Raw genomic sequence first — 23,703 nt, 5'->3', positions numbered from 1 at the left:
CGTTAAGCGCTTAAAAACTCAGGCAGTGAACAAAATGTTCTGTGCTTTGCCTTAATTGTTCGGGGTTATTGAAATTTGCATTTCTCTTTTTCTCTAGAAAATTCTGAATGTATTCATTAAATATTGTTCTGTCTTCATTAGTCAAACTTCCGTCGTCATATATTTGAAATATAATTTCGTTCTTTTCATCCAGTATTAAACTAGCAAACGAATTAATCTTATTGTCTTTTTCGAAAAGTAGAAAAGGTATTCCAAAAAGCATTTTATCTTCAGCTTTCACATTGCTATTTTTATTGAAGATGTTTTGTAAAATCTCCATATCAAATATATATACCTCTCTAAAAGTTCTTTTTTCCTGTGTTGTTGCTTTAGATTCCATATCTTTTTTTAGCAAAATTATTGCTATTGTAGATTTGGGTACAGATACAGAAAATACTTTTTTTAGGGATACAGATTAAAAGTAATGTTTTTATTCGAGTCGGTAAAAACTATCTGCAGACTTTTTACCGTAGGAGAAATTAATTGGGAATTACAGTTGGATTTGAAGTTATTTTATCCATCCCGTTTTTCTTCTCCATTCAAGTGCTTCTTGTTTTCGTTTTTCGAAATCTTCAGGAGGTACTTGATTTTCTTGTATTATTCGGTTTCGAATAATTTCGGTTTGTTCTTCCAGAGAGTTGAGTCCAATAGATTGTCTTCTTTGATTTACCATTTGTAAGTCATCGAATAAATTTGGACTTAAATTTCCTCTTTCATCCCAATCAAATTGGGTTCCGTAAAGTTGTGGATTTCCTTCAAAGACGGCTATTCTGTCTGTTAAATAGGCAAGATGAATAGGGTCTGCTTGATTTTCTTTGACTGCATTTTGCAATTGCTCTGCACATCTTTTCATAAAATCTGGAGATCCAATAGAATGCTGTATGATTAGCCAAGCAGCTTCGCTGGCTTCTTTCCCAACTTTATCAATCGTAGGATAACCGATTGTATTTATGATTTCATCTAAGATTATTGCATGTTGTTTATGCAGCTTTTCCATTTCTTCATCATATCCTTCAAAAAGTTTTTTGTTTTCAATAAGCTTGTTTCTCAATTTGAGATCAGCATTTTTCAACTCAATTATTCTTTCAGAAATGATTTTGTTATCCATTTGAGATTGGTTAAAAGAATTAACTGGAAATGGTTTTTAATTTACAAAAGAGGGTCTCCAGATAAAATTAATTATCCTCCTTTTCCAAATCTGCAGCAGAGATCTGATCTAATATATTGGTTTGATTTGGCGAAATGTAGTTTTTGTTCTCGCTAATTTGTTCTTTCTTAAAAAGAAGATCAAGTGCATTGTAAAGTTTTAATAAAACATCTTTGTCTTCTTTGGCAATATCTAAAGCAGTATTGAAATTAAAAACATAATTATTAGAATTACGTACTTCTACTTTTATAGTTTTAGATGTGATCTTAAATTTTACTATGTCCATATGTTATAAAATTACCTCTGCAAAATAACTATTTTAATGGCAGTTTTTGTGGTTATTTTTTGATTTTTTATTACAAAGAATTTTTATTTTCTTGTTTTAATTTTAGGAGTACATCCATTGCTTTCAAAGCGTCATTTTCGTCAACAAAGATATGGTCGTGTAAGTATGCCGCGACAACATTGCAGCTGATATTGGCATTTCCTAATGCCTGAGAAAACGCGGCGGTCAAACCTACAGCGGCTAAAGAAGAATGAACTTCTAAAGTAATCCAAGAAGCAATATAAGAGAAATGAAGATTAAGCTCTTCTGCAAAATGTTTTTCTAATACTATAGTGATCCCCTCTTTTTCTTTAAATAAAAATAAAATTTTTGAAAAAGGAACCTGTTCTAGAGAATCTACTTTTGTAAAAACATATTTTCCTTCATTAAGAATAGGATTAAGATTCTCTAAAATAGTATTCAAATTTATTTCGCCTTCCATAAAATTAGGAGTATTTTTTATTTAAAGATAATAAAAAACCCTTAAACATTTCTGTCTAAGGGTTTTACCTTTTAGTAGCGAGGACGGGAGTTGAACCCGTGACCTCAGGGTTATGAATCCTGCGCTCTAACCAACTGAGCTACCTCGCCTGGACTGCTATCATGAATTCCTGATTGCGGGTGCAAAGATATAAATATTATTAAAGCATACAAGCATAAAATGAAGAAAAAAAAATATTTTTAAAAATGCATTGTTTTTGGACATATATTCTTATATTTCGAAAAAAATTAAAGTAGCACATGGATTCAAAAATACGTTACGAAATAGAGTTTCCGATCAATTCTTCGCCGCAATTATTGTATCAATATATATCAACTCCGTCAGGTCTACAAGAATGGTTTGCTGACAATGTTAATTCAAGAGGTGAATTTTTTACGTTTATGTGGAATGATTCACAGGAAAAAGCGCGTCTGGCTTCAAAAAAATCTGGAGAAAAAGTAAAATTCAAATGGGTCGATGATAGCAGTAAAGATACTGAGTACTTTTTTGAACTTCATATTTTGGTCGATGAATTGACTAAAGACGTATCGCTTATGGTAGTCGATTTTGCCGATAAAGATGAATTAGGCGAGGCTAAACAATTGTGGGAGAATCAGATCTCAGATCTAAAACATCTTATAGGATCTGTTTAGTAAAAGTCTATTATATACCTTATATTTGCCCTGAACAAAATTCAGGGTTTTTTTATGATTAATTTTAACGGAAATATAGCGCAGGAAGACAATATGTTAACTCTAAATCGCGCTTTTTTATATGGTGACGGAATATTTGAAACAGTAAAAATTGTCAACGGGAAAATCTTGTTCCTTGAAGATCATTATTTTAGATTAATGGCTTCAATGCGTGTGGTTAGAATGATGATTCCGATGGATTTTACAATGGAGTATTTTGAAGAGCAGATTCTTAATTTGGTAAAGGAACAAGGAATTGAGGCTTCAGCTCGAGCAAGAATTACCGTTTTTAGAAACGATGGCGGTTTATATCTTCCAAAAAGCAATGATATTTCATTCTTAATCAACGCGATTTCTCTTGGAAATAAAGCTTACAGTATAAATACAAATGATTATGAAGTTGATTTGTATAAAGACTTCTATGTGACAAAACAATTATTATCGTCTCTTAAAACGACAAATAAGATAATTAATATTACGGGAAGTATTTATGCGAGTGAAAATGACTTGGCTAATTGTATATTGCTGAATGATAGTAAAAATGTTGTAGAAGCACTTCAGGGAAATATTTTTATGGTAATGGGTAACAAACTTATTACGCCTCCAGTTTCAGAAGGTGCTTTAAACGGAATTATGCGTAAACAGATTTTAGCTTTAGCTAAAAAAATAGAAGGTATAGAAGTATCAGAAGAAATAATTTCGCCGTTTGATCTTCAAAAAGCAGACGAATTATTTCTAACTAATGTAATCATGGGAATACAGCCGATAACCAAATATCGAAAAAAAGAGTTTACAGCAAATCTGGCTCATTTATTAGTGCAGCGACTAAATGAATCCATCTCTGAAAATTAATTCAGATATGGATTTTCTGGTGCGTTAGACCAAATAAGATAATCGCCGCCAAGCTCAATAATCTGCTCTTTCCAAAAATGGGTAGTAGATTTTCCGATAATTTTATTTTTGTAATTATTATCAGCAATAATCCAAGAGTTTCCCTGCATTTCATTCTCAAGCTGATTTTCTTCCCAACCAGTGTAGCCTAAGAAAAAACGAATATTATTTTTACTAATAGATCCGTTGTTTATTAAGTCTTTGGTTGACTCAAAATCGCCACCCCAATAAATCCCGTTTGAAATCTCAACACTATTTGGGATTAACTCAGGAATATTGTGAATGAAATAAAGGTTGTCTTGTTCTACAGGGCCGCCGTTATATATCTTAAAGTTAGCATCAATCTCAGGTATTAAGTCATTAATAGTGTATTTTAATGGCTTATTAATTATAAAACCAATTGATCCTTCTTTGTTATGGTCTGCTAATAAAATTACCGATCTATTAAAAGATAAATCTCCAATTATTGAAGGCTCGGCAATAAGCAGGTGTCCTTTTTTTAATTTTTCTGAAATCATACGGTTACAATTTTTATTAAATTTAATCATAAAAAAATTAAAATCACAAAAAAAATCGTTAAACCGCATAAAAAAACCTTCCAGAAGGAAGGTTTTAATTATATTATAAGTTTAGAGAACTTTCTTACTTAGTTCACTGCACCTTCTAATTCAGCACCAGCTTTAAATTTTACAACGTTTTTAGCTGCGATTTTGATAGTTTTTCCTGTTTGAGGGTTTCTACCGTCTCTAGCAGCTCTTGAAGATACTGACCATGATCCGAAACCTACTAATGAAACTCTTCCACCTTTTTTCAAAGTAGTTCCTACATTACCTAAAAAAGACTCTAAAGCTAATTTCGCCGCAGCTTTTGTGATTCCTGCATCAGCAGCGATAGCATCGATTAATTCTGATTTGTTCATAATAATTAGTTATTAATTGTTGGTTAAAAAAAATTGTTAATACACAAATTTAGTAGGAAATCCGTTGCGTGCAAGTGTTTTCTTTATTTTTAGCAAAAATTGTTAATAACTTGCTTTTTTTGTTCATAAAGAGTGTTGTTCATCGATGAAAAACAGGTACAAACCCCTGTTTTACTGACCTTAATACACTTTTGCAGCATCTGAAAAACTCACTCCATTTAATAATTCTGAAGCAAGCATTCTCTTTTTTCCTGGAAATTGTAGACTTAATAACTGAATAAAGCCCTCTTTTATTGCAATCTTGATTTCTTTTTTAGTGCTAATTAGCTTTCCAATCTCATAAGAATGTGATTCTGAGACTAGTTTGGCTTCATAAATTTTGATGTTTAATTCTTCATTTTGATCTTTCAAATAACACCAAGATGCAGGATAAGGACTTAATCCTCGAATCAAATTATTAATTTCTGCGCCAGATTTTGTCCAGTCAATTTTACAGTTTTCCTTATTTAATTTATAAGCAGTTTTAATTTCTGCATTATCTTCTTGAATAGTAGTGGTAACGTTTCCGTTTTCAATAACTTTTAAAGTATCAATTACAGTTGTGCTTCCTAAATGCATTAAACGATCATGCAATTGTCCTGCGGTTTCTTCTGGCTCAATATTGATTTCAGAATTTAAAATCATGGCGCCTGTATCAATTTTATCATCAATAAAGAAAGTAGTAACGCCAGTTTTAGTTTCGCCATTAATAATAGCCCAGTTAATAGGAGCGGCCCCGCGGTAATTTGGCAATAAAGAGGCATGAAGGTTAAAAGTTCCTAAACTAGGCATTTCCCAAACTACTTTTGGAAGCATTCTAAAAGCAACTACGATTTGTAAATTGGCATTTAAAGCTTTTAATTCTGCTAAGAAACTCTCATCTTTTAAATTGGTTGGTTGTAATAAAGTAAGATTGTTGGCAAGTGCATATTCTTTTACAGCCGAATATTTTATTTTTTGTCCACGTCCCGCTGGTTTATCTGCTGCAGTAATCACGCCGACAACTTCATAGTTATTTTTAATAATGGTGTCCAGAATGCCAACAGCAAATTCTGGTGTTCCCATAAATATAATTCTCAATTTCTCCATTATGATTTTAAAGTGTATTTATTATTCGCTTGTATAATGATATGATTGTTTTCGAGTAATTCCTGAAGGACCGATAAAATGTCTTTTGTGTCCATTTTTATCTGGTTCTCGATTTCTCTCGAAGTCAACGAGGCTGTTTTGAGTAATGAAAGAATTTTGTCTGCAATCGAATCGGCTTCAGTAATTTTTCCTTTCTGAGTAATGCAATACGAACAAATGCCGCAATTTTCGTTTGTTTCTTCTCCAAAATAGTCCAAAACCAACCTGTTTTTGCAGGTTTTAGTGTCTTTGATATAATGAAGAACCGATAAAAGTTGTTCTTTTTTAACTTCGTTCTGTTTTTCTAAATATTTCGAAACTCTATTTATAGTAAGGTCATCTTCACGGACTTCATTAAATAAAATTGTAGCATCGTTATTTTTAGATTTGTATTCTATAATTTCTTTTTCTTTTAGTTTTTCTAATACAGCGACAACCTGTTCTTCCGATCTGTTTGATTTTTTAGCAATTAATCCCAGATTCAAATTAGATTTTACTTCATAAACTCCAGGGTAAGTTCTTAAAATTGCCAAAATGATTTCTTCGTCATTTGGGTTTAAGCTCATGTATCTAATCACTTCTTTAGATTCAATCAAAAACTGAATGCTAATTTTTTCAGAGAATTCTTGAGACATGGTAATAATGCCCTGCTGATTCAAAAACTGTAAAGCATTGTATGTTTTGAGGGTAGGAAAATCATATTTATTGCAAAAATGATTTAATTTGAAAGAAAAAGTTTCGTCTAAACCTTCTCCGTAAGCAATCTGAAAGTAGTTGCAAAGTTTGTTGTACATCATTTTCAGAAACTTTTTGTCTGGCAAAATGTTTAAAAATTGTTGCTCCGTCTGAATAGAATCTGAATTATTATACAAAAGAACCGAAAAAGCTTTCGCTCCATTTCGTCCCGCTCGTCCTGATTCCTGATAATAATTTTCTAAGTTTTCAGGAAGCTGGGTGTGAATAACCGTTTTAACATTGTCTTTGTCAATACCCATTCCAAAGGCATTCGTGGCCACAATAACTTGAGCCTGCTCAGACATCCACAGCTGCATGTTTTTATCTTTTTCTTTAGACGAAAGTCCACCGTGATAGTAAGTTGATGTAAAACCTAACGATTGCAATTGCGAAGACATGTTTAAACACGCTTTGCGATTTCGTACATATATAATAGAAGGTTGCGGATTTTTTTTAAGAATCTGTTCGGTACGGTATAATTTGTCTTCAACTTCAAAAACCATATAAGCGATATTTTTTCGCTCAAATGACTGCTGAAAATGTCTTGGATTTTTTAATTCTAATTGCGTTCTAATATCTTCAATAACTCTCGGAGTTGCTGTTGCAGTCAAAGCTAAAAACGGAATTTTAGGAAAGAATTTTTTCAATTCCGAAATTTTAAGATAAGCAGGCCTAAAATCATGACCCCATTGTGAAACACAATGCGCTTCGTCAATAGCAATTAAATTTATAGGCAGGTTTTTAATGCGTTCCAGAATCCAATCCGATTGCAAACGCTCGGGTGATAAGTAGAGGAATTTATAATTTCCGTACTGGCAATTGTCCAAAAGATCAATCAATTCTTCGGTATGAATTCCGCCTGTAAGCGCAATCGCTTTGATGTCTCTTTTCTGCAGATTCATCACCTGATCTTTCATTAAGGCAATCAGGGGTGAAATAACGAGGCAGATTCCTTCTTGCATCATGGCCGGAACCTGAAAACAAATTGATTTTCCGCCACCCGTCGGAAGTACGGCAAAAGTATCCTGTCCTTCAAGAACCGAATCGATAATTTCTTTTTGCAACGGTCTAAAACTGTCGTGTTTCCAGTATTTTAGAAGAATATCCTGTGCTCCGAGCATTGCTTTAGTTTTAAAGTTAAAAATTTAGAAAACAGTTTCTAGTTTTGCAACTTTAAACCATACCGCTAAATTTTGTCTAAGATATAAAGAATTCTGTTTTCAACTGTATCTTTAGGAACTTCAATCAGTTCGTAACCATATTTTTTGTAAGTTTCAACAAGGTGCTCTTGGATTTTTACTGCCTGATCAAAATTTTCATAACGTTCAGAATCACTTTGGTAAATTTCTTCCCAAGGCGGTAAAATAAAAGTTTTAGAATATTTATAATCTTCACATGCTTTAACGAAACTTTCTGGATATTCGTCGCCAATATAATCCATATAAGCTACAACATCTGGAATTCCTCGGTCAATAAAAACCACATTATCTGGTTCTTCAAGAGCATTTTTGTATTGTTCAATACGACCTTCAAGCAGCATTTGGCTAAACAAAAGTGGCTGTTCCAAAAACAGCTGCTCAATGCCTTCCTGCTGTGCTTTCATGGTAACCTGTCTAGAGATTTCTGGATAGCAGCAAAAGCCACGAGCTACCAATTCGTTAATAAGTGTTGATTTTCCAGTACCAGGTCCGCCAAGCAAGACTATAATTTCTTTTTGCACTATTCTAAAAATAAAGCGCAAATTTACCTAAACTTATTCGTAATTAAAAAGAATATTTATCAGAAACAAAAGATTTGATATTTTGATAAACAAAAGTTCTTATTTTTAAAGTCCTGATAGGGATGATATATTTATAGAAAAAATATAGACGATAAATATAAAGCTCCAGCGGAGCGACATGTTTTTGAGTAATTTATATGTCGCTCCGCTGGAGCTTTTGACTGATGTGAAAATTGAATTTGCTATACATGTTTTGCTCCGCTGGAGCAGTTTTGAAAATTAAAATTCCGGTTTTAGCCAAATATAATATTCGTTATTTCCTTTCTTTGAATATCATTTTTAAATCAGAATATAAGTAAACTCCAACAATTGCTAACATGGGAATGGCAATAAAAAAATGGCCATCTGGAATCATACCGAATATGCCAAATAATATTAAAGCTAAACAAAATGGATATGTAAATATTCGGGTTAATATTTTACTGCCACTCCATTCTTTTTCCAATTTTTCTTCTGTTTCTAAATCAAGGATTCGACTTCTGTGCTTTTTGGCTAATTGCTTATTATTTGCTTTAATATTTATTAATTGATAAAAGTCTGTCAATTGATCTTTTTTATTAAATAAATATATTCTGCGACTAACTAAATAACATGCAAAAGTCAAAAATAGAAAAACACTTATACAGACTAAGAATTTTTTAATTTGAAAATCTGTAAAAGCAGTCGAAAGCAAAGGAAAGAAAAAGAATAATGGAAATAATAGTTGTGAAAATTGAGCAAATGAATTTAATTTATCATTGACTTTTGTGAGTACGTCTTCTGAATCAAATTCAAAAGAATATACTGAATATGAGCTTCCAGTTAAACTTGTTCTTTTCCAGATATTGATTTTATGTTTTTCAATACTTCCATAGATTTTGTAATCTTTTTTGATGGAACATATAAAATGATTTGAAAAGGTATTGTTTTTCTGAACTTCTATTAGCTTTTGAATATCTGATTTTGTTACTTCCATTTTTGTAAAATAAAATAGCTTCAAATGTAGTTATTATCCTTCTTTTTTTATTTTATTCACAAAACAAATACTTCCCAGGACCTTTTCCTTTTTTAGAAGGCACAATCAAATGCGATTCAAACTTTTTTCCTTTCGAAACATCATTTACAAAATCTAAAACATATTGCTGTCCTTCGTGGAAAAGATAACCAGAGAATTCATGTCCGCCACCGCAGAAAGTAATCAGTTCAATATCTTTATGCAAATCTTTCATTTGATTGTAAACCGCATAAGAACCAAAAAGAATCAGCCAGCCCGAAGCGTTTGTTGGGCAAGATCGGTGTGAACCTGCAGCGTACGGAACGGTGTCATCATTGCTTCCGTGTGCCAATAACATCGGAATTGCTTTTTCTTTTGTAATCAAATTGATGTCCTGAATTGCGCCAGACCCTCCAATGAAACCTTTGTATTTAAAGTTTTCAGGCAAATTGTTTTTGTATAAGTTCATTAATTTATAATCCCAAAACGAAGCATGAAAACCAATTTCTGCCCCAGCACTAATTCCAGAAATAAAGATTTTTGAAGCATCAAGATTATATTTGTCAGCATTCTCAACTAAGAAAGCTGTAGCCTGCCACATATCACTCACGCCAATTTGAATTGCTTTTATTTTTTCGGTTAAAGTTCCTTTGCAGCCAAAATCTTTTCCTTTCATGTATAAGCTGTACGAAATACTCGCGACGGCATAGCCATTTTTCGCCATGAATAAACCAAAATCTTTTTCGCTTGTACGCTCTCCGCCAGAAAATCCGCCACCAAAAGCGAACATAATCAACGGAATTTTTTCGCCAGCTTTTTTCTTAGGCAGATATAAATCCAGATCTAGTTTTAAAGTGTCGTTTTGGAAATAAGTGAGCGTTTTGATTTCTTGCGATTGAACTGAATTTAGTGTAAGAGCGATAAAAAGTAAAAGGAGTTTTTTCATTATAGTATTTTTTTAATATCGAAAAGTCGCTAAGGCGCGAAGTTTTTAAAACTTAAAAAATCTCTCTGCGGCTCTGTGATTTTGCGAGAGATTTTGGCGGATTGTTTTCTCAAATATAAGAGTAAATTTTACAAAGAAATAATCTTCGATTGCTTTTTTCTCTGCACCTTTGCGCCTTTGTAACTTTGTCCCTTTAAAACAAAGTTTTAACCCCGAAAAAAATCTAAAATCTAAACTCAAAAATCTAAACTCAAAACCGTATATTTGCGTTTATTTTTAATTAGGAATGGAGAACGATAAAGAAAAAAATACAGCCGAATTTTACGAAAGATTGAAATTGGAGCTTGATAACGCAAACACTTGGCCAGCAGAATACTTGTACAAATTTATTGTGCCTTCTGTAGCAGATAATGTAGAGCGTGTTGAAAAAGCTTTCGATAGAATGGGAGCGGTGATTAAAACAACAAAATCAAAAACTGGTAAATTTACCAGCGTTTCTGTAGATGTTACTATGCACAGCTCAGATGATGTAATCAGTAAATACAAAGAAGTTTCTACAATAGAAGGTATAGTTTCATTATAAACTTATGATTGAAAAATATAAAAGAGAAGCCGCAAGTGACGTTGTTTTCAATTTAGAATACAATTCTGAAAGACAGCGTTTAATTATTCCGGAGTACGGTCGTCATTTGCAAAAATTGATTGATCAGGCAACTGCAATCGAAGATGATGAAACGCGCAATAAAGCCGCAAAATATATCATTCAGGTTATGGGAAGTCTGAATCCGCATTTACGTGATGTGCCAGATTTTCAGCATAAACTTTGGGATCAGCTTTTTATTATGTCTGATTTTAAACTAAATGTAGAATCACCATATCCGATTCCGTCAAGAGATGTTTTGCAACTGAAACCTGAGATTTTACAATATCCTCAGAATTTCCCAAAATATAGATTTTATGGAAACAACATTAAGTACATGATTGATGTTGCTAATAAATGGGAAGAAGGCGAAATGAAAAATGCTTTGGTGATGGTAATTGCGAATCATATGAAAAAATCGTTCTTGAGCTGGAATAAAGACACAGTAAAAGACGATGTGATTTTTGAACATTTATATGAATTATCGGGAGGCAAAATCAATTTATTGCATAGTACAGAAGAACTGCTAAATACAACAGACTTAATGCGTACCAACAAACGCATGTCGAATAAAACAGCTTCTGGTATACAGCCGAAAACTCAGAATAACAAAAACAATAATAAAGGCGGTCAAAAAAAGACATTTCAAAAAAACAATAATCAAAAATAAAAAAAGCTACTAAGACGCTGAGTTTCTCAGATACTAAGTTTTACTTAGAATCTCAGGATCTTAGAATCTTAGAAACTTTGAAAGAACCTTAACAAAGATCTATGGGAATTTTTAAAATCGAAGGAGGAACTCCTTTAAAAGGAGAAATCACTCCGCAAGGAGCAAAGAATGAGGCATTACAAATTTTATGTGCCGTGCTTCTAACAGGAGAGAAAGTAAAAATTAATAACATTCCTGACATTATAGACATCAATAAATTAATCACTTTGTTGGGTAATTTAGGGGTAAAAATTCAACGCAACGAACCAGGTTCTATTACTTTTCAAGCTGACGAGGTTAACGTTGGTTATTTAGAAACGGAAGCTTTCAAAAAAGAAGGAGGAGCGCTTCGTGGTTCTATTATGATTGTTGGTCCGCTTTTGGCTCGTTTCGGAAAAGGATATATTCCAAAACCAGGCGGAGATAAAATCGGTCGCCGTAGATTAGATACACACTTTGAAGGTTTTATTAACCTTGGAGCAAAATTTAGATATAACAGAGAAGATCATTTTTACGGAGTTGAAACTCCTAAAGAAGGTCTTAAAGGAACAGATATGCTTTTAGACGAAGCTTCTGTAACTGGAACTGCAAACATTGTAATGGCTGCAGTTTTAGCAAAAGGAAAAACTACAGTTTACAATGCTGCTTGTGAGCCTTACTTACAGCAATTGTGTAAAATGCTGAACTCTATGGGAGCAAAAATCACTGGAGTTGGGTCTAACTTGTTGACTATTGAAGGTGTTGAAAGCCTTGGAGGTTGCGAGCATACAATTCTTCCTGATATGATTGAAATTGGTTCTTGGATTGGTCTTGCGGCTATGACAAAGAGCGAAATCACAATCAAAAATGTAAGCTGGGAAAATTTAGGGTTAATTCCGAATACTTTCAGAAAATTGGGTATCACAATCGAAAAACGTAACGACGATATTTATATTCCTGCTCACAAAGATGGATATGAAGTAAAAACAGATATCGACGGTTCTATCTTAACTATTGCTGATGCGCCATGGCCAGGATTTACGCCTGATTTATTAAGTATCGTTTTAGTTGTAGCGACGCAAGCAAAAGGAGACGTTTTAATTCACCAAAAAATGTTCGAAAGCCGTTTGTTCTTTGTGGATAAATTAATCGATATGGGAGCAAAAATTATGTTATGTGATCCGCACAGAGCTGTGGTTATGGGACATAATTTCGAATCTCAATTGAAAGCAACTACAATGTCATCTCCTGATATTCGTGCAGGAATTTCATTATTGATTGCGGCGCTTTCTGCAAAAGGAACAAGTACTATTCAGAATATCGAGCAAATTGACCGTGGATACGAGCGTATCGACGAGCGTTTGAGAGCAATCGGCGCAAAAATCGTGAGAGCGTAAATTAAGAGTTTGCCGCCAATTCACAAATTATTTTGATAATCTTTGAAGATTTAAATTTCGTAATCCCGATAGCTATCGGGATGCGAAAAAAAATAGTCTAAATGACAAACGAACAAAAAGCTATAAAAGCTACTATCTTTAGTATAGTTGGAAACACCTGCTTGGCCCTTGTAAAAGGTCTTGCAGGTTTTTTTGGCAATTCTTATGCCTTGATTGCCGATGCGATTGAATCGACAACAGATATATTTGCGTCATTCTTGGTGCTATTTGGAATCAAATATTCGAATAAGCCGGCAGATGAAAACCATCCTTATGGTCATGGTCGCGCAGAACCTCTTATTACGTTTTTGGTTGTTGGGTTTTTAATTACTTCAGCAACAATTATTGGTTATGAAAGTATTGCAAATATTGGAACTTCGCACGATTTGCCTAAATCTTGGACTTTATATGTTTTAGGCGCAATTATTATCTGGAAAGAATATTCCTTTCGTTTGGTAATGAAAAGAAGCAAGCAAACCAATAGTTCGTCTTTAGCAGCCGATGCTTGGCATCATAGAAGTGATGCGATTACTTCTGTTGCTGCTTTTATCGGAATTTCGATTGCGTTGATTATGGGAAAAGGTTATGAATCTGCTGATGATTGGGCTGCGCTTTTTGCCGCTTTTTTTATCTTATATAACAGCTATAAAATTTTCAGACCTGCGCTTGGCGAAATCATGGATGAAAACTTAAATGACGATTTAGTAGAAGAAATTCGTGTTGTTGCCTTGACAGTTTCAGGAATTCTTGGAACCGAAAAATGTTTTATTCGTAAAGCAGGAATGCGTTATCATGTTGATCTTCACGCCATAGTTTCAGCGAAAATTTCAGTAAAAGAAGGGCACGATTTATCTCATAAATTGCAAGATACTTTAAAAGAACAGATTCCGCAATTAGGAAATGTTTTGATTCATATTGAACCAGATGATTATTCTTAAGATTCTAAGGTTCTGAGATGCTAAGTTTTTCTTTTTATGCCTAATACTATTTTTTGTTAGGCTGCGTGATTCCGAGGCTTCCAGAGAAGCCTTCTCAAAGATTTTTAAATTAATCTTTGTCAACATTTAAAACTTTGACTAAAGAAAAACTTAGAATCTTAGCATCTCAGAACCTTAGCATCTTTTTTTAATCTAACGCATTCAAAATCTTCAACCCAAACACAACACCATTTTGTTGAATCCCTCCTTGATAAGAATGTACATAATCTACTCGGAATAATTTAAATTTTCCGAAACCTAAATTATCTAAACCAACAGTAAATTCAGAATATGGTTTTCTGTCAGGAATTGCAAGGGCATGGAAACCAACATTCATAGTTGATTTTAAAAGATTCAATAACGGAATTTTATTCATGATAAAACCAGTGTCATTGTATTCTGTATGCATTTCAAAATAACTATCGTTTGTGCTATTTGAATAATAGGGCATCATATTAAAAACATTCAAATAACGCTCGCTTGTTCCTATATGAGTTTGATTTCCGTTAAAATGTCTGTAATCGATAAACGAAATATTTTCTGCATTAAAGAACTTGCCTGCTCTAAAATTGGTTCCTAAAAGGCCTTTATTTCCAAGAGATAGATCATATTGAAGAGAGGCACCTATTCTTTCGTATTCGTACTTTTTTTCGCTTGCTGCGAACGCTTTTTCGAATGCTAAATAAACGGTCGGATATTTATCATCTTTAAAATTAAACCTGCCGTCTGGTCTTGAAATGTATTTGTTTCCAAAGTTGATTCTCGTAGTTACAAGAGCTTTAAACAAATGATGCTGATCAAAAGCTGAGTTAGTAAAATCGTCTGGCGCTAAAGGATTATTTGACGAATAAACATCATCTTTTTTAAAGAAAGAATAATCGGTTGTATTAAAAAGTGGTTTGCGCTGTTCGTAACCGATTTTTCCAGTAAGATTTACTCCATTCGCAATATCTTGGCCATAATTGATTTCAGCAAACTCTAAATTATAAAGCTTCATGTAATTGTCTTTAAAAAACAAAGAACTAATAGAGTTGATCAATTTAGAAATAGGTTCTGCACTATTAAATTGCGCTGTTTTTGTTCCTCCAGAACCCCAAATCGTTGCATAGTTGATGTTGTTGAATCGATGACTGAATTCGCCAATTGCGCGAAAACGTTCATCCGAAAAGCCATAATTAAAAGTTGTGCTTATTGAAGTGTTTGTCCCTTTTTCCTCATCCCATTTTTTAAAAGAGAAACCAGAATCCAGATTAAAACCCTGAACGGTATTAAAACTTAAGGAAGAAATATTTAGCAAACCTTTATAATCAAATGAATATTTCTTGAAAGTGTTTTTATAATCGTAGCCCATTAAGATATCCCAAACTTTAAACTTATTGTTTTTGGCATCAATAGAATCGGTGTATTTTTTTGATTTTCTAATGGTTTGCAGACTATCCTTTTTGGTGTAATCATTGCTTTCTTCCAGAGTTAACGGAATCGGACGAATTTCATTCCAGAATGCATCATCTTTTTTGTTCGCATTGAGATCAAAAGCCACCAGTTCATTTCCGAAGGTTTTCTTTTCAAACGACGTTGGAAATTCATAATTCGAATAAACATAATTGAAATTTCCAGAAAATTTTACGCCAAAAATACCCGCGTTAAAAGAAAGTGTCTGCGCGTTTTTGGACCAGATTTTATTTTTGGAGTTATAACTGAAACTCTGTTTTAAATTCATTATTTCAGTGAACTCATTTTTCATTCTATAGCCTTTGATATCTAAATCGATGGCATAAATCGCAAAACTATCCTCTACAATATAAATGTAACCTTCAAAAACGGGTTCTTTATCGCGTTTCGGAATGACTTTAATTTTATAAATCTGCTGATTGTTATCATCGTAAAAAGTGCTTTCCAATTTGTATTTGTAGTAATTAAAAGCATTGTCTGCAATAGGAGAGATGAGTTTAACATCAAAATCTAAGGCATTATCATAAAAATCATAATTTGATAATGCTGCTGTGTTGTAACTGTAGCCGCGGTTATTTCCAGAAACTTTAGAAGCTATAATATTTTCTTTAAACTTGTTTGGCTTTTCAAGACTAACTTTAGATATTGTTTCGGATAAATATAAAATTCCTGTTCCTGTCGAATCTAAATTAGCTCCCATGTCGCTACCTAATTCTACTTTTTTACCTAGAATTTTTTTAGGAAGATCTTTTACTTTAAGCATTCCTTTCGAATAAAAGTCGGCAGTATATCTTCCCGTTTTATCTGAGTTTTCTTTTTTATTGGCAATGGCGCTTTTTATAATTGCATTTGCGGGATTGTTTTTAGGGTCGATTACAACTTCATTTAATGCGAAGCTTTCTTCTTGAAGCTGAACATCCAAAATGACTGTTTTCGTTGCTGCGAGAACAATTTTCTTTTGAGTTTTATAGCCTAAATATTGAAAAATGATTGTGCTTCCCGCAATTTCTTTTACATTTAGCTGATATTTTCCTTGTTCATTAGAAGTGGTGCCATGATAGGTGCCTTCTTGAAAAATAGAAACAAATGGAAGCGGATTTCCTTTTTCGTCGGTTACAGTTCCTATGATTTGGGCGAAATTAGAAATAGAAAATAATAAAAAAGCGAGTAAAGTATAGTTTCTCATGAAAGTGGTTTCTCTCACAAAAATAAAAGAAGTTGAAAATGAGGTTACTAATAATTTGTTAAATTCGATAAGAAACTACTGACTTGTTTGTCAGGCTAAGCGAAGTCGAAGCTTTATCTTATTTTCGTTAGCCTTCAACTTCGCTCAGTATGACATTTGTTTAAAAAATTACAAAAACGACTGAATCGCTAATTCGTAGCTTTTTAAACCAAATCCCAGAATTACACCTTTGGCATTTCCGGATAAATAGGATTGATGTCTGAAGCTTTCTCTAGCATAAGTGTTAGAAATATGAACTTCTATTACAGGAGTTGTAACGGCTTTCATTGCGTCTCCCAAACCAATAGAAGTATGCGTATATGCGCCTGCATTTAAAATTATTCCATCATAACTAAAGCCACATTCTTGAATTTTACCAATTAATTCACCTTCAATATTACTTTGATAATACGAAAGTTCGATGTTTGGAAATTTTTGTTTCAACGTTTCAAAATAATCTTCAAAGGTTTGGCTTCCGTAAACTTCTGGTTCGCGTTTTCCTAAAAGATTCAAGTTTGGTCCGTTGATAATGCAGATTTTCATATGTGTTTGTTTTGTTTTGAGATATTGACATTGCTATTGATTTTTGCAATTGTCATTGAGTAGTGTAAAAATAAAAAAAACCGCACTAATAAATAGAGCGGTTTTTGTAAAAGTATGTGATATATTTTTAGAACATGTATCCAGCAGAAAGTTGGAATACAGAGTTTTTAAAATCAGCTTGTTCTGAAATCTCAGTCAGACCTATACCGTAACGAGCTTGAACAAAAAGACCTCCAACAACTTTTAATCCTAAACCTGCATTTAGAGAAAAATCAAATGTTTTTGGATCTGCAACGTCAAATTCTTTTTTATTGCTAACAAGGAATGATGCCTGTGGACCAAGTTCTAAACTAAGAGACTTAGTCATATAGATTTTTGCCATTACAGGAATAGCAATATATCCCATCTCGTTTTTAAATTCTGAAAAAGCATTTTTATAAGTAGCTCCTTGAGTAGAATACAAAAGCTCTGGCTGAATTGAGAATTTTTCTAATAATTTAAGTTCTGCTACAAGACCTGCGTGGTAACTTGTAATTCCTTCTTTATCAACAGAGATTCCATTAAAGTCAGAACCTCCAGTTTGATTTGCAAAGTTAGCTCCTGCTTTTACCCCGATTTGTACAAATTGTGCGTTTACTGCCGCTGATGTTGCAATGAACATAACAGCTGCTAAAAGTATTTTCTTCATAAAAAGGTTTTTAAAAATTGGTATTTTAAAATGTTATTTAAAGTTCAAAACTACATATTTAGCATTTTATTGCATTATAATTTGGATTAAATAATTACTAAAATTCCCACTCAAATTATTTTTTAAGGCATGAAATTCTTTGTTTTCTCTTTTAAAGTTTTGATTTTCAGGAAGTCTATTCTAGTATTATTTGTGTCTTATTTTAATACTTTTTAAACTTATAGTGGAGTGTTTTTTGTAGGTCTAATCTTAGTTTTGTTGAATATTAATCAAATAATATTTTTAAAAATTATGAAAAAAATTGTTTTAACTGCTATTGCAGTATTAACTTTCGGATGGGCAAATGCTCAAGATGTAAAGTTTGGATTAAAGGGAGGAATACATCTTTCAAGTTTTTCGGGAGACATTGAAGACGCATCGTCTAAAGTTGGTTTTCAAGTGGGAGGTTTTGCAGAATTTAAACTTACAGATAAATTCTCAATTCAGCCAGAGCTTTTGTATTCTACCCAAGGAGCTAAATTTGAGGAATCAGAGGTTAATTACTATTTTAAAGAAACAATCAATACTAGCTATTTAAACGTTCCAGTTATGGCTAAGTATTATGTTGCTGATAAATTTAGTGTTGAGGCGGGGCCCCAAATAGGTTTTTTACTGTCAGCTAAAGATAAATGGGAAGAGATGTATTATGGAGAAAAAAATTCTGGAAATGATGATGCAAAAGATGATATTAAATCAGTTTCATTCGGTTTAAATGTTGGAGCAGGATATGATTTCACGGAGAATGTATCAGTTGGGGTAAGATATAATTTTGGTTTATCAAACATTTCTGACTTTGATAATGATGTTAAAATCCATAATAATGTAGTTTCATTAACTGTTGGATATAAATTCTAAAAATAAAAATAATAATAATAATAATTTAGTTTTTTTATGCCTTCCCTTGGGAAGGTTTTTTTTTGTTTTAGATTTTGCATTTAAAGTTTATATGATTTTAATTTAACAACTTACAAACTTATTACTATTTTATTTATTAAATTCCTAATGTAGTTTTATGAAGAATATTTTTATATTTGATCTGATTAATTTAACCCAAAACAAATTAGAATGAAAAAAATTATTTTATCTGCCATTGCAATTATGGCTTTTGCATTCTCAAATGCTCAGGAAACAAGATTTGGAATAAAAGGAGGTCTTAATATTACAACTTTTGCAGGCGGAAATTATTGGGATGCTAACTCTTTAGTAGGTTTTCAAGTAGGAGGTTTTGCTGAGATTAAAGTTATTGAAAGATTATCTATTCAGCCAGAGCTTTTGTTCTCTACTCAAGGCGCTAAATTGAAGTTTGCAGGCGATAAATTTGATACTAAATTAAATTATATTAATGTGCCTGTATTAGCGAAGTTTTATATCACAAAACAATTTACTGCTGAGGCTGGACCACAATTAGGATTTTTAGTTTCTGCTAAAAGTGAAGGCAGAGATGTAAAAGATGGTTTCAAATCTGTTGATACAGGATTTAATTTCGGACTTGGATATAACTTTACTGATAACTTCTCAGTTGGTGCTCGTTATACAGTAGGTTTGTCTAATATTGCAGATAATGACGCAGATACTTGGGACGAATATTACGATAGTCCAAAAAACAGTGTTTTTGCTATAACTGCGGCTTATAAATTTAATTAAGAAATTAAAAATATTTGAAAACCTTCCTTAAACTAGGGAGGTTTTTTTATGCTAAAAAATCATTTACTTTGTAAATATGAATTGGAGCAGATATATAAAAGATTATCAGTCCTATTTGAGGATTGAGAGAGGTTTGTCTAAAAATACAATCGAAAACTACGGCTTTGATATTGAGCGTTTGTGTCTTTTTTTGGAAACCAATCAGATTGATATTTCGCCAATAAAAATTTCCGACGAAACTTTACAGCAATTTATTTATACGGTAGCTAAAGAAGTTAATCCAAGGTCGCAGGCTAGAATTATCTCTGGACTCAAAAGTTTCTTTAATTATCTGGTTTTTGAAGATTATAGAAACGATAATCCTTTAGAATTAATCGAAGCGCCCAAAACAGGACGTAAATTACCCGATACATTATCACTTCCAGAAATTGATGCTCTGATCGAAACAATCGATTTAAGCACCAACGAAGGCGAGCGAAACCGCGCTATGATTGAAACTCTTTATGGCTGTGGTCTTCGTGTTTCTGAACTCATTTCTCTAAAAATATCTGATCTGTTTTTTGATGAAGGCTTTATTAAAATTACAGGTAAAGGCAATAAAGAAAGATTTGTTCCAATAGGATCATTAACTCAGAAATATATTGATATTTATAGAAATGCAGTTCGCTGTAATCTCAATATTAAAAAAGGAGCAGAAGACACTTTATTTTTGAATAGAAGAGGAAATCAGTTAACACGCGCGATGGTTTTTACTATCATTAAAGATCTTGCACAAAAAATGGGATTGAATAAGAGTATAAGTCCGCATACATTACGCCATTCTTTTGCTACACATCTGCTTGAAAATGGTGCAGATTTGAGATCCATTCAGTTAATGCTTGGGCATGAATCTATTACAACAACAGAAATTTATGTTCATCTTGATCGCAGTTTTTTAAAGGAGGTTATGCATAGTTTTCATCCAAGAAAATAATTTTTTATTGTATTGTGCGTTTTTTGTTTTGAAAATTTATATATTGTGTTAAAAATTTGAGTTAAAACGAATTAAATACAGTGAAATGTGATGTTTTGTTTTGCTTCTCCCGCATAAGTTCTTAATGTTTTATTTACATAAAAAAGTAGTATATGGTTTTTGATTTATATGGAAATGACGATTGCTTGGAGGTAAATAATTTTTATAAAAAATTGTTGGCCGAAATGCCCGACTTACTTTTTCAATTTATTATTGATGATGATAATAATTACACCTTTCCACTCGTAAGTAAATCGGCTGATGAAATATTTGAAATTTCTTCAGCAAATTTTGATAATGATATAAAATTTATAGTTTACGATCGAATTTTACCGCAGGATCGGGAACTTTTTTTTCAGTCTTTAATTAAGGCTAGGAAAGAAATAAAACCTTGGGAAATTGAATTTAGGGCTAGTCTTCCTAAAAAAGGCATTCGCTGGTTTAGGATTTCTGCAAAAACAGAAGCGGGAGCCGGAGGAGATGTTATTTTTTATGGACATGTTTCGGATATTACCGAATTGAAAGATAAAGAAGAAAAACTTAGAATTTCTGAAGAACGTTTTCAATTTGCTCTTGACGCTTCTACGGTGGGGATTTGGGACTGGGATATGGTTACTAATAGTGTTTTTTATTCGTCCTTGTCTCTTAAAATTTTAGAACTGGAATCTACCGATATTTTTGATGATCCAGAGCGTTGGGATAAAATCGTTCATCCTGATGATCTTCCAAAATATTACTCCGATATTCACGAACATTTTGATAATAAGATTCCGTTTTACGAAAATTATCATCGTGTAATGACTTCTAGTGGAAATTACAAATGGATTTTGGATCGAGGAAAAGTAATTGAACGGGATGAAAACGGAAAGCCTCTTCGTGTAATCGGAACTCATACAGATGTATCGGCGCAAAAAGAAAAAGAGCTGGAACTTTTGAAAACGATGAAACTGTATAGTGATCAAAATAGCCGATTGTTGAATTTTTCGCATATTGTTTCGCACAATTTAAATACGCAGGCTGGAAATATAAAATCTATTTTAGATCTTATTGATGCTGATGTTAGTAAGCAAACTGTAGCTGAAATGCTGGAATACTTGAGAGCTGTTTCTAACGATCTCAATGAGACTATTTCGAATCTTACCCAAATTGTCAAAACGCAAAGCAATATTAATATTGCAGTAGTGCCGTTAAAGCTTTGTGAGTATATCGAGAAGACTATTTCGACTATTAAAGGTTATGATAAACAGCGAAAAGTAACCATTATTAATAATGTTCCAAAGTATCTCACGATTAATTTTAATCCAGCGTATATGGAAAGTGTTTTGCTGAATTTTACAACAAATGCAATTAAATATGCACATCCTGATCGTGATCCTATTATTACTTTTGATTTTGCAATCGAGCCAGAAGGCTTTAAGTCGCTTAAGATTTCAGATAATGGTCTGGGAATCGATTTGAAAGTTTATGGTGATTTAATATTCGGAATGTATAAAACCTTTCATAAACACGAAGAAGCTCGAGGTATTGGGTTGTATATTACAAGAAATCAAATTGAGGCTATGAAAGGAACGGTTGAAGTAGAAAGTGAAGTAGGAGTAGGAACGAGCTTTAAAATCGTTTTTAATGATATGTAAAATTTAAATAGAACTAAAAAAATAAAGGCTGTCAATTGACAGCCTTTATTTTTTATTTGTAATCCTGATTACTTAGCAATATTTACAGCTCTAGTTTCTCTGATAACTGTAACTTTTACTTGTCCAGGGTAAGTCATTTCTGTTTGAATTTTTTGTGAAATCTCGAAAGATAAGTTTGCTGCATTATCATCAGAAACTTTTTCACTTTCTACAATTACACGAAGTTCTCTACCAGCTTGAATTGCATAAGCATTTTTAACTCCGCTGAATCCGTAAGCTACATCTTCAAGATCTTTTAGACGCTGGATGTAAGAATCTAAAACCTGACGTCTAGCACCTGGTCTTGCTCCAGAAATAGCATCACAAACTTGAATAATCGGAGACAATAAAGATTTCATTTCGATCTCATCGTGGTGCGCTCCAATTGCGTTGCATACTTCTTCTTTTTCGCCGTATTTCTCAGCCCATTGCATACCTAAAAGTGCGTGTGGTAAATCGCTTTCTGTATCTGGCACTTTTCCGATATCGTGTAATAAACCAGCTCTTTTAGCTAGTTTTACGTTTAGTCCTAATTCTGCAGCCATGATACCGCAAAGTTTAGAAACCTCTCTTGAGTGCTGTAATAAGTTTTGCCCGTAAGAAGAACGGTATTTCATTCTACCCACCACTTTAATTAATTCTGGGTGTAAACCGTGAATTCCTAAGTCGATTACGGTACGTTTTCCTACTTCAATAATTTCGTCATCAATTTGTTTTGCAGTTTTAGCTACAACTTCTTCGATACGAGCTGGGTGAATACGTCCGTCAGTTACTAATTTGTGCAAAGACAAACGAGCAATTTCTCTACGAACAGGATCAAAACAAGAAAGAATGATAGCTTCTGGCGTGTCATCAACAATGATTTCAACTCCAGTTGCAGCTTCAAGAGCTCTAATGTTACGTCCTTCACGACCAATAATGCGTCCTTTTACATCGTCAGATTCAATGTTGAAAACAGATACACAGTTTTCAACTGCTTCTTCCGTTCCAACTCTTTGAATAGTGTTTATGATGATTTTTTTAGCTTCTTGCTGTGCAGTTAATTTTGCCTCTTCAATAGTTTCTTGAATGTGAGACATTGCTTTTGTTTTAGCTTCAGCTTTTAAACCTTCAACCAATTGCTCTTTTGCCTCTTCAGCAGAAAGACCAGAAATTACTTCCAATTGCTGTAATTGGCTTTTGTGAAGTTTGTCAACTTCAGCTTGTTTTTTGTCTAAAACCTCAATTTTGTTGTTGTATTCGGCTGTTTTAGCTTCATAATCTTCGTTTACTTTTTTAGCTTTAGAAAGTTCGTTAGAAATTTGAGATTCTTTATCGCGTACACGTTTTTCTACTTCAGCCACTTTTTTATCACGTGCTAAAATAACTTGTTCGTGTTCCGATTTAAGTTCGATAAAACGCTCTTTTGCTTGAAGAATTTTGTCTTTTTTGATATTTTCAGCTTCCAAATTAGCGTCTTTTAAGATAGAAGCTGCTTCTTTTTTAGCGTTTTTAATTAGGTTTGAAATATTACTTTTCTCGATAATTTTAGCTATTGCAAAACCTGCTGCAATACCTACAATACCAATGATGATCGTTATGATGTCCATGT

The 23,703-nt window shown here is 32.9% G+C and carries 25 protein-coding genes and 1 tRNA gene; 10 read left to right on the top strand and 16 right to left on the bottom strand.

The annotated features are described in order from the left end of the window. Nucleotides 1-10: 10 nt before the first annotated feature. The 5 genes from M0M44_RS00760 to M0M44_RS00740 all read right to left on the bottom strand — a co-directional run bounded on the left by M0M44_RS00760 (nucleotide 11) and on the right by M0M44_RS00740 (nucleotide 2,102). Nucleotides 11-379, bottom strand: coding sequence for a hypothetical protein (locus M0M44_RS00760; protein ID WP_248728086.1), 369 nt, complete (start codon nucleotides 377-379; stop codon nucleotides 11-13). Nucleotides 380-547: 168 nt separating this feature from the next. Continuing rightward, nucleotides 548-1,147: a DUF6624 domain-containing protein gene (locus tag M0M44_RS00755; protein WP_248728085.1), complete on the bottom strand. Its 600-nt coding sequence runs from the start codon at nucleotides 1,145-1,147 to the stop codon at nucleotides 548-550. Nucleotides 1,148-1,214: 67 nt separating this feature from the next. Next, nucleotides 1,215-1,472 (bottom strand): hypothetical protein, encoded by a 258-nt coding sequence (locus M0M44_RS00750; RefSeq protein ID WP_248728084.1) that lies wholly within the window; start codon nucleotides 1,470-1,472, stop codon nucleotides 1,215-1,217. A gap of 70 nt (nucleotides 1,473-1,542) precedes the next feature. Beyond that, a complete protein-coding gene (locus M0M44_RS00745) occupies nucleotides 1,543-1,953 on the bottom strand; it encodes an ACT domain-containing protein (RefSeq protein ID WP_248728083.1) in 411 nt (136 codons plus the stop codon). Between the two features lie 75 nt (nucleotides 1,954-2,028). Next, a tRNA-Met gene (locus M0M44_RS00740) sits at nucleotides 2,029-2,102 on the bottom strand. Nucleotides 2,103-2,252: 150 nt separating this feature from the next. On the opposite strand from M0M44_RS00740, the gene M0M44_RS00735 reads away from it, so the two are divergent. Continuing rightward, nucleotides 2,253-2,645, top strand: a complete 393-nt coding sequence (locus M0M44_RS00735) for an START-like domain-containing protein (protein ID WP_095929482.1) — start codon at nucleotides 2,253-2,255, stop codon at nucleotides 2,643-2,645. Nucleotides 2,646-2,699: 54 nt separating this feature from the next. Next, on the top strand, nucleotides 2,700-3,536 hold the full coding sequence (locus M0M44_RS00730; RefSeq protein WP_248728082.1) for an aminotransferase class IV: 837 nt from the start codon (nucleotides 2,700-2,702) through the stop codon (nucleotides 3,534-3,536). Here the strand turns inward: M0M44_RS00730 and M0M44_RS00725 are convergent. From M0M44_RS00725 to M0M44_RS00695, 7 genes are all read right to left on the bottom strand, one after another. Beyond that, nucleotides 3,533-4,093 (bottom strand): YqgE/AlgH family protein, encoded by a 561-nt coding sequence (locus M0M44_RS00725; protein WP_008464759.1) that lies wholly within the window; start codon nucleotides 4,091-4,093, stop codon nucleotides 3,533-3,535. The two genes, M0M44_RS00730 and M0M44_RS00725, sit on opposite strands and share 4 nt — an antisense overlap. A 128-nt stretch (nucleotides 4,094-4,221) precedes the next feature. After that, nucleotides 4,222-4,494, bottom strand: coding sequence for an HU family DNA-binding protein (locus tag M0M44_RS00720; RefSeq protein ID WP_008464760.1), 273 nt, complete (start codon nucleotides 4,492-4,494; stop codon nucleotides 4,222-4,224). 180 nt (nucleotides 4,495-4,674) lie between these two features. Then, entirely contained in the window at nucleotides 4,675-5,622 is a 948-nt protein-coding gene (gene fmt / locus M0M44_RS00715) for a methionyl-tRNA formyltransferase (RefSeq protein ID WP_248728081.1), read from the bottom strand. Further along, entirely contained in the window at nucleotides 5,622-7,517 is a 1,896-nt protein-coding gene (locus M0M44_RS00710; RefSeq protein WP_248728080.1) for a RecQ family ATP-dependent DNA helicase, read from the bottom strand. Before M0M44_RS00710 ends, fmt begins: the two co-directional genes overlap by 1 nt. Before the next feature lie 65 nt (nucleotides 7,518-7,582). After that, entirely contained in the window at nucleotides 7,583-8,116 is a 534-nt protein-coding gene (locus M0M44_RS00705; RefSeq protein ID WP_248728079.1) for an AAA family ATPase, read from the bottom strand. A gap of 313 nt (nucleotides 8,117-8,429) precedes the next feature. Next, entirely contained in the window at nucleotides 8,430-9,131 is a 702-nt protein-coding gene (locus tag M0M44_RS00700; protein WP_248728078.1) for a hypothetical protein, read from the bottom strand. Nucleotides 9,132-9,183: 52 nt separating this feature from the next. After that, a complete protein-coding gene (locus M0M44_RS00695) occupies nucleotides 9,184-10,095 on the bottom strand; it encodes an alpha/beta hydrolase family protein (protein WP_248728077.1) in 912 nt (303 codons plus the stop codon). A 286-nt stretch (nucleotides 10,096-10,381) separates the two neighbouring features. On the opposite strand from M0M44_RS00695, the gene M0M44_RS00690 reads away from it, so the two are divergent. From M0M44_RS00690 to M0M44_RS00675, 4 genes are all read left to right on the top strand, one after another. Next, a complete protein-coding gene (locus tag M0M44_RS00690) occupies nucleotides 10,382-10,678 on the top strand; it encodes a DUF493 family protein (RefSeq protein ID WP_035649758.1) in 297 nt (98 codons plus the stop codon). A gap of 4 nt (nucleotides 10,679-10,682) precedes the next feature. Then, nucleotides 10,683-11,405: a DUF4290 domain-containing protein gene (locus M0M44_RS00685; RefSeq protein ID WP_248728076.1), complete on the top strand. Its 723-nt coding sequence runs from the start codon at nucleotides 10,683-10,685 to the stop codon at nucleotides 11,403-11,405. Nucleotides 11,406-11,506: 101 nt separating this feature from the next. Continuing rightward, nucleotides 11,507-12,820: a UDP-N-acetylglucosamine 1-carboxyvinyltransferase gene (murA, locus tag M0M44_RS00680; RefSeq protein WP_248728075.1), complete on the top strand. Its 1,314-nt coding sequence runs from the start codon at nucleotides 11,507-11,509 to the stop codon at nucleotides 12,818-12,820. A gap of 101 nt (nucleotides 12,821-12,921) precedes the next feature. Next, entirely contained in the window at nucleotides 12,922-13,797 is an 876-nt protein-coding gene (locus tag M0M44_RS00675; protein ID WP_248728074.1) for a cation diffusion facilitator family transporter, read from the top strand. 187 nt (nucleotides 13,798-13,984) lie between these two features. On the opposite strand, the gene M0M44_RS00670 is transcribed toward M0M44_RS00675, so the two are convergent. The 3 genes from M0M44_RS00670 to M0M44_RS00660 form a co-directional block, all read right to left on the bottom strand. Beyond that, entirely contained in the window at nucleotides 13,985-16,474 is a 2,490-nt protein-coding gene (locus M0M44_RS00670; RefSeq protein ID WP_248728073.1) for a DUF5686 and carboxypeptidase regulatory-like domain-containing protein, read from the bottom strand. 168 nt (nucleotides 16,475-16,642) lie between these two features. Then, nucleotides 16,643-17,056: a type II 3-dehydroquinate dehydratase gene (gene aroQ, locus M0M44_RS00665; protein WP_248728072.1), complete on the bottom strand. Its 414-nt coding sequence runs from the start codon at nucleotides 17,054-17,056 to the stop codon at nucleotides 16,643-16,645. Between the two features lie 127 nt (nucleotides 17,057-17,183). Next, a complete protein-coding gene (locus M0M44_RS00660) occupies nucleotides 17,184-17,744 on the bottom strand; it encodes a porin family protein (RefSeq protein WP_248728071.1) in 561 nt (186 codons plus the stop codon). Between the two features lie 291 nt (nucleotides 17,745-18,035). On the opposite strand from M0M44_RS00660, the gene M0M44_RS00655 reads away from it, so the two are divergent. From M0M44_RS00655 to M0M44_RS00640, 4 genes are all read left to right on the top strand, one after another. Next, nucleotides 18,036-18,638 carry a porin family protein gene (locus M0M44_RS00655; protein WP_248728070.1) on the top strand — a complete coding sequence of 201 codons (603 nt, stop codon included), beginning with the start codon at nucleotides 18,036-18,038 and terminating at the stop codon, nucleotides 18,636-18,638. Nucleotides 18,639-18,848: 210 nt separating this feature from the next. Next, the gene (locus M0M44_RS00650; RefSeq protein WP_248728069.1) at nucleotides 18,849-19,427 is read left to right on the top strand and encodes a porin family protein; all 579 of its coding nucleotides are present in this window, start codon (nucleotides 18,849-18,851) and stop codon (nucleotides 19,425-19,427) included. Nucleotides 19,428-19,503: 76 nt separating this feature from the next. Next, nucleotides 19,504-20,400, top strand: a complete 897-nt coding sequence (gene xerD / locus M0M44_RS00645) for a site-specific tyrosine recombinase XerD (protein WP_248728068.1) — start codon at nucleotides 19,504-19,506, stop codon at nucleotides 20,398-20,400. A 152-nt stretch (nucleotides 20,401-20,552) separates the two neighbouring features. Further along, entirely contained in the window at nucleotides 20,553-22,073 is a 1,521-nt protein-coding gene (locus M0M44_RS00640; RefSeq protein ID WP_248728067.1) for a sensor histidine kinase, read from the top strand. 68 nt (nucleotides 22,074-22,141) lie between these two features. Here M0M44_RS00640 and rny read toward each other — a convergent pair whose 3' ends face one another. Continuing rightward, the gene (gene rny / locus M0M44_RS00635; protein WP_248728066.1) at nucleotides 22,142-23,701 is read right to left on the bottom strand and encodes a ribonuclease Y; all 1,560 of its coding nucleotides are present in this window, start codon (nucleotides 23,699-23,701) and stop codon (nucleotides 22,142-22,144) included. Nucleotides 23,702-23,703 lie beyond the last annotated feature (2 nt).

This window comes from Flavobacterium humidisoli, from assembly GCF_023272795.1.
Classification (GTDB): domain Bacteria; phylum Bacteroidota; class Bacteroidia; order Flavobacteriales; family Flavobacteriaceae; genus Flavobacterium; species Flavobacterium humidisoli.
The sequence above is the reverse complement of the archived record's forward strand: the minus strand, read 5'-3'. Positions and strand labels throughout refer to the sequence as shown.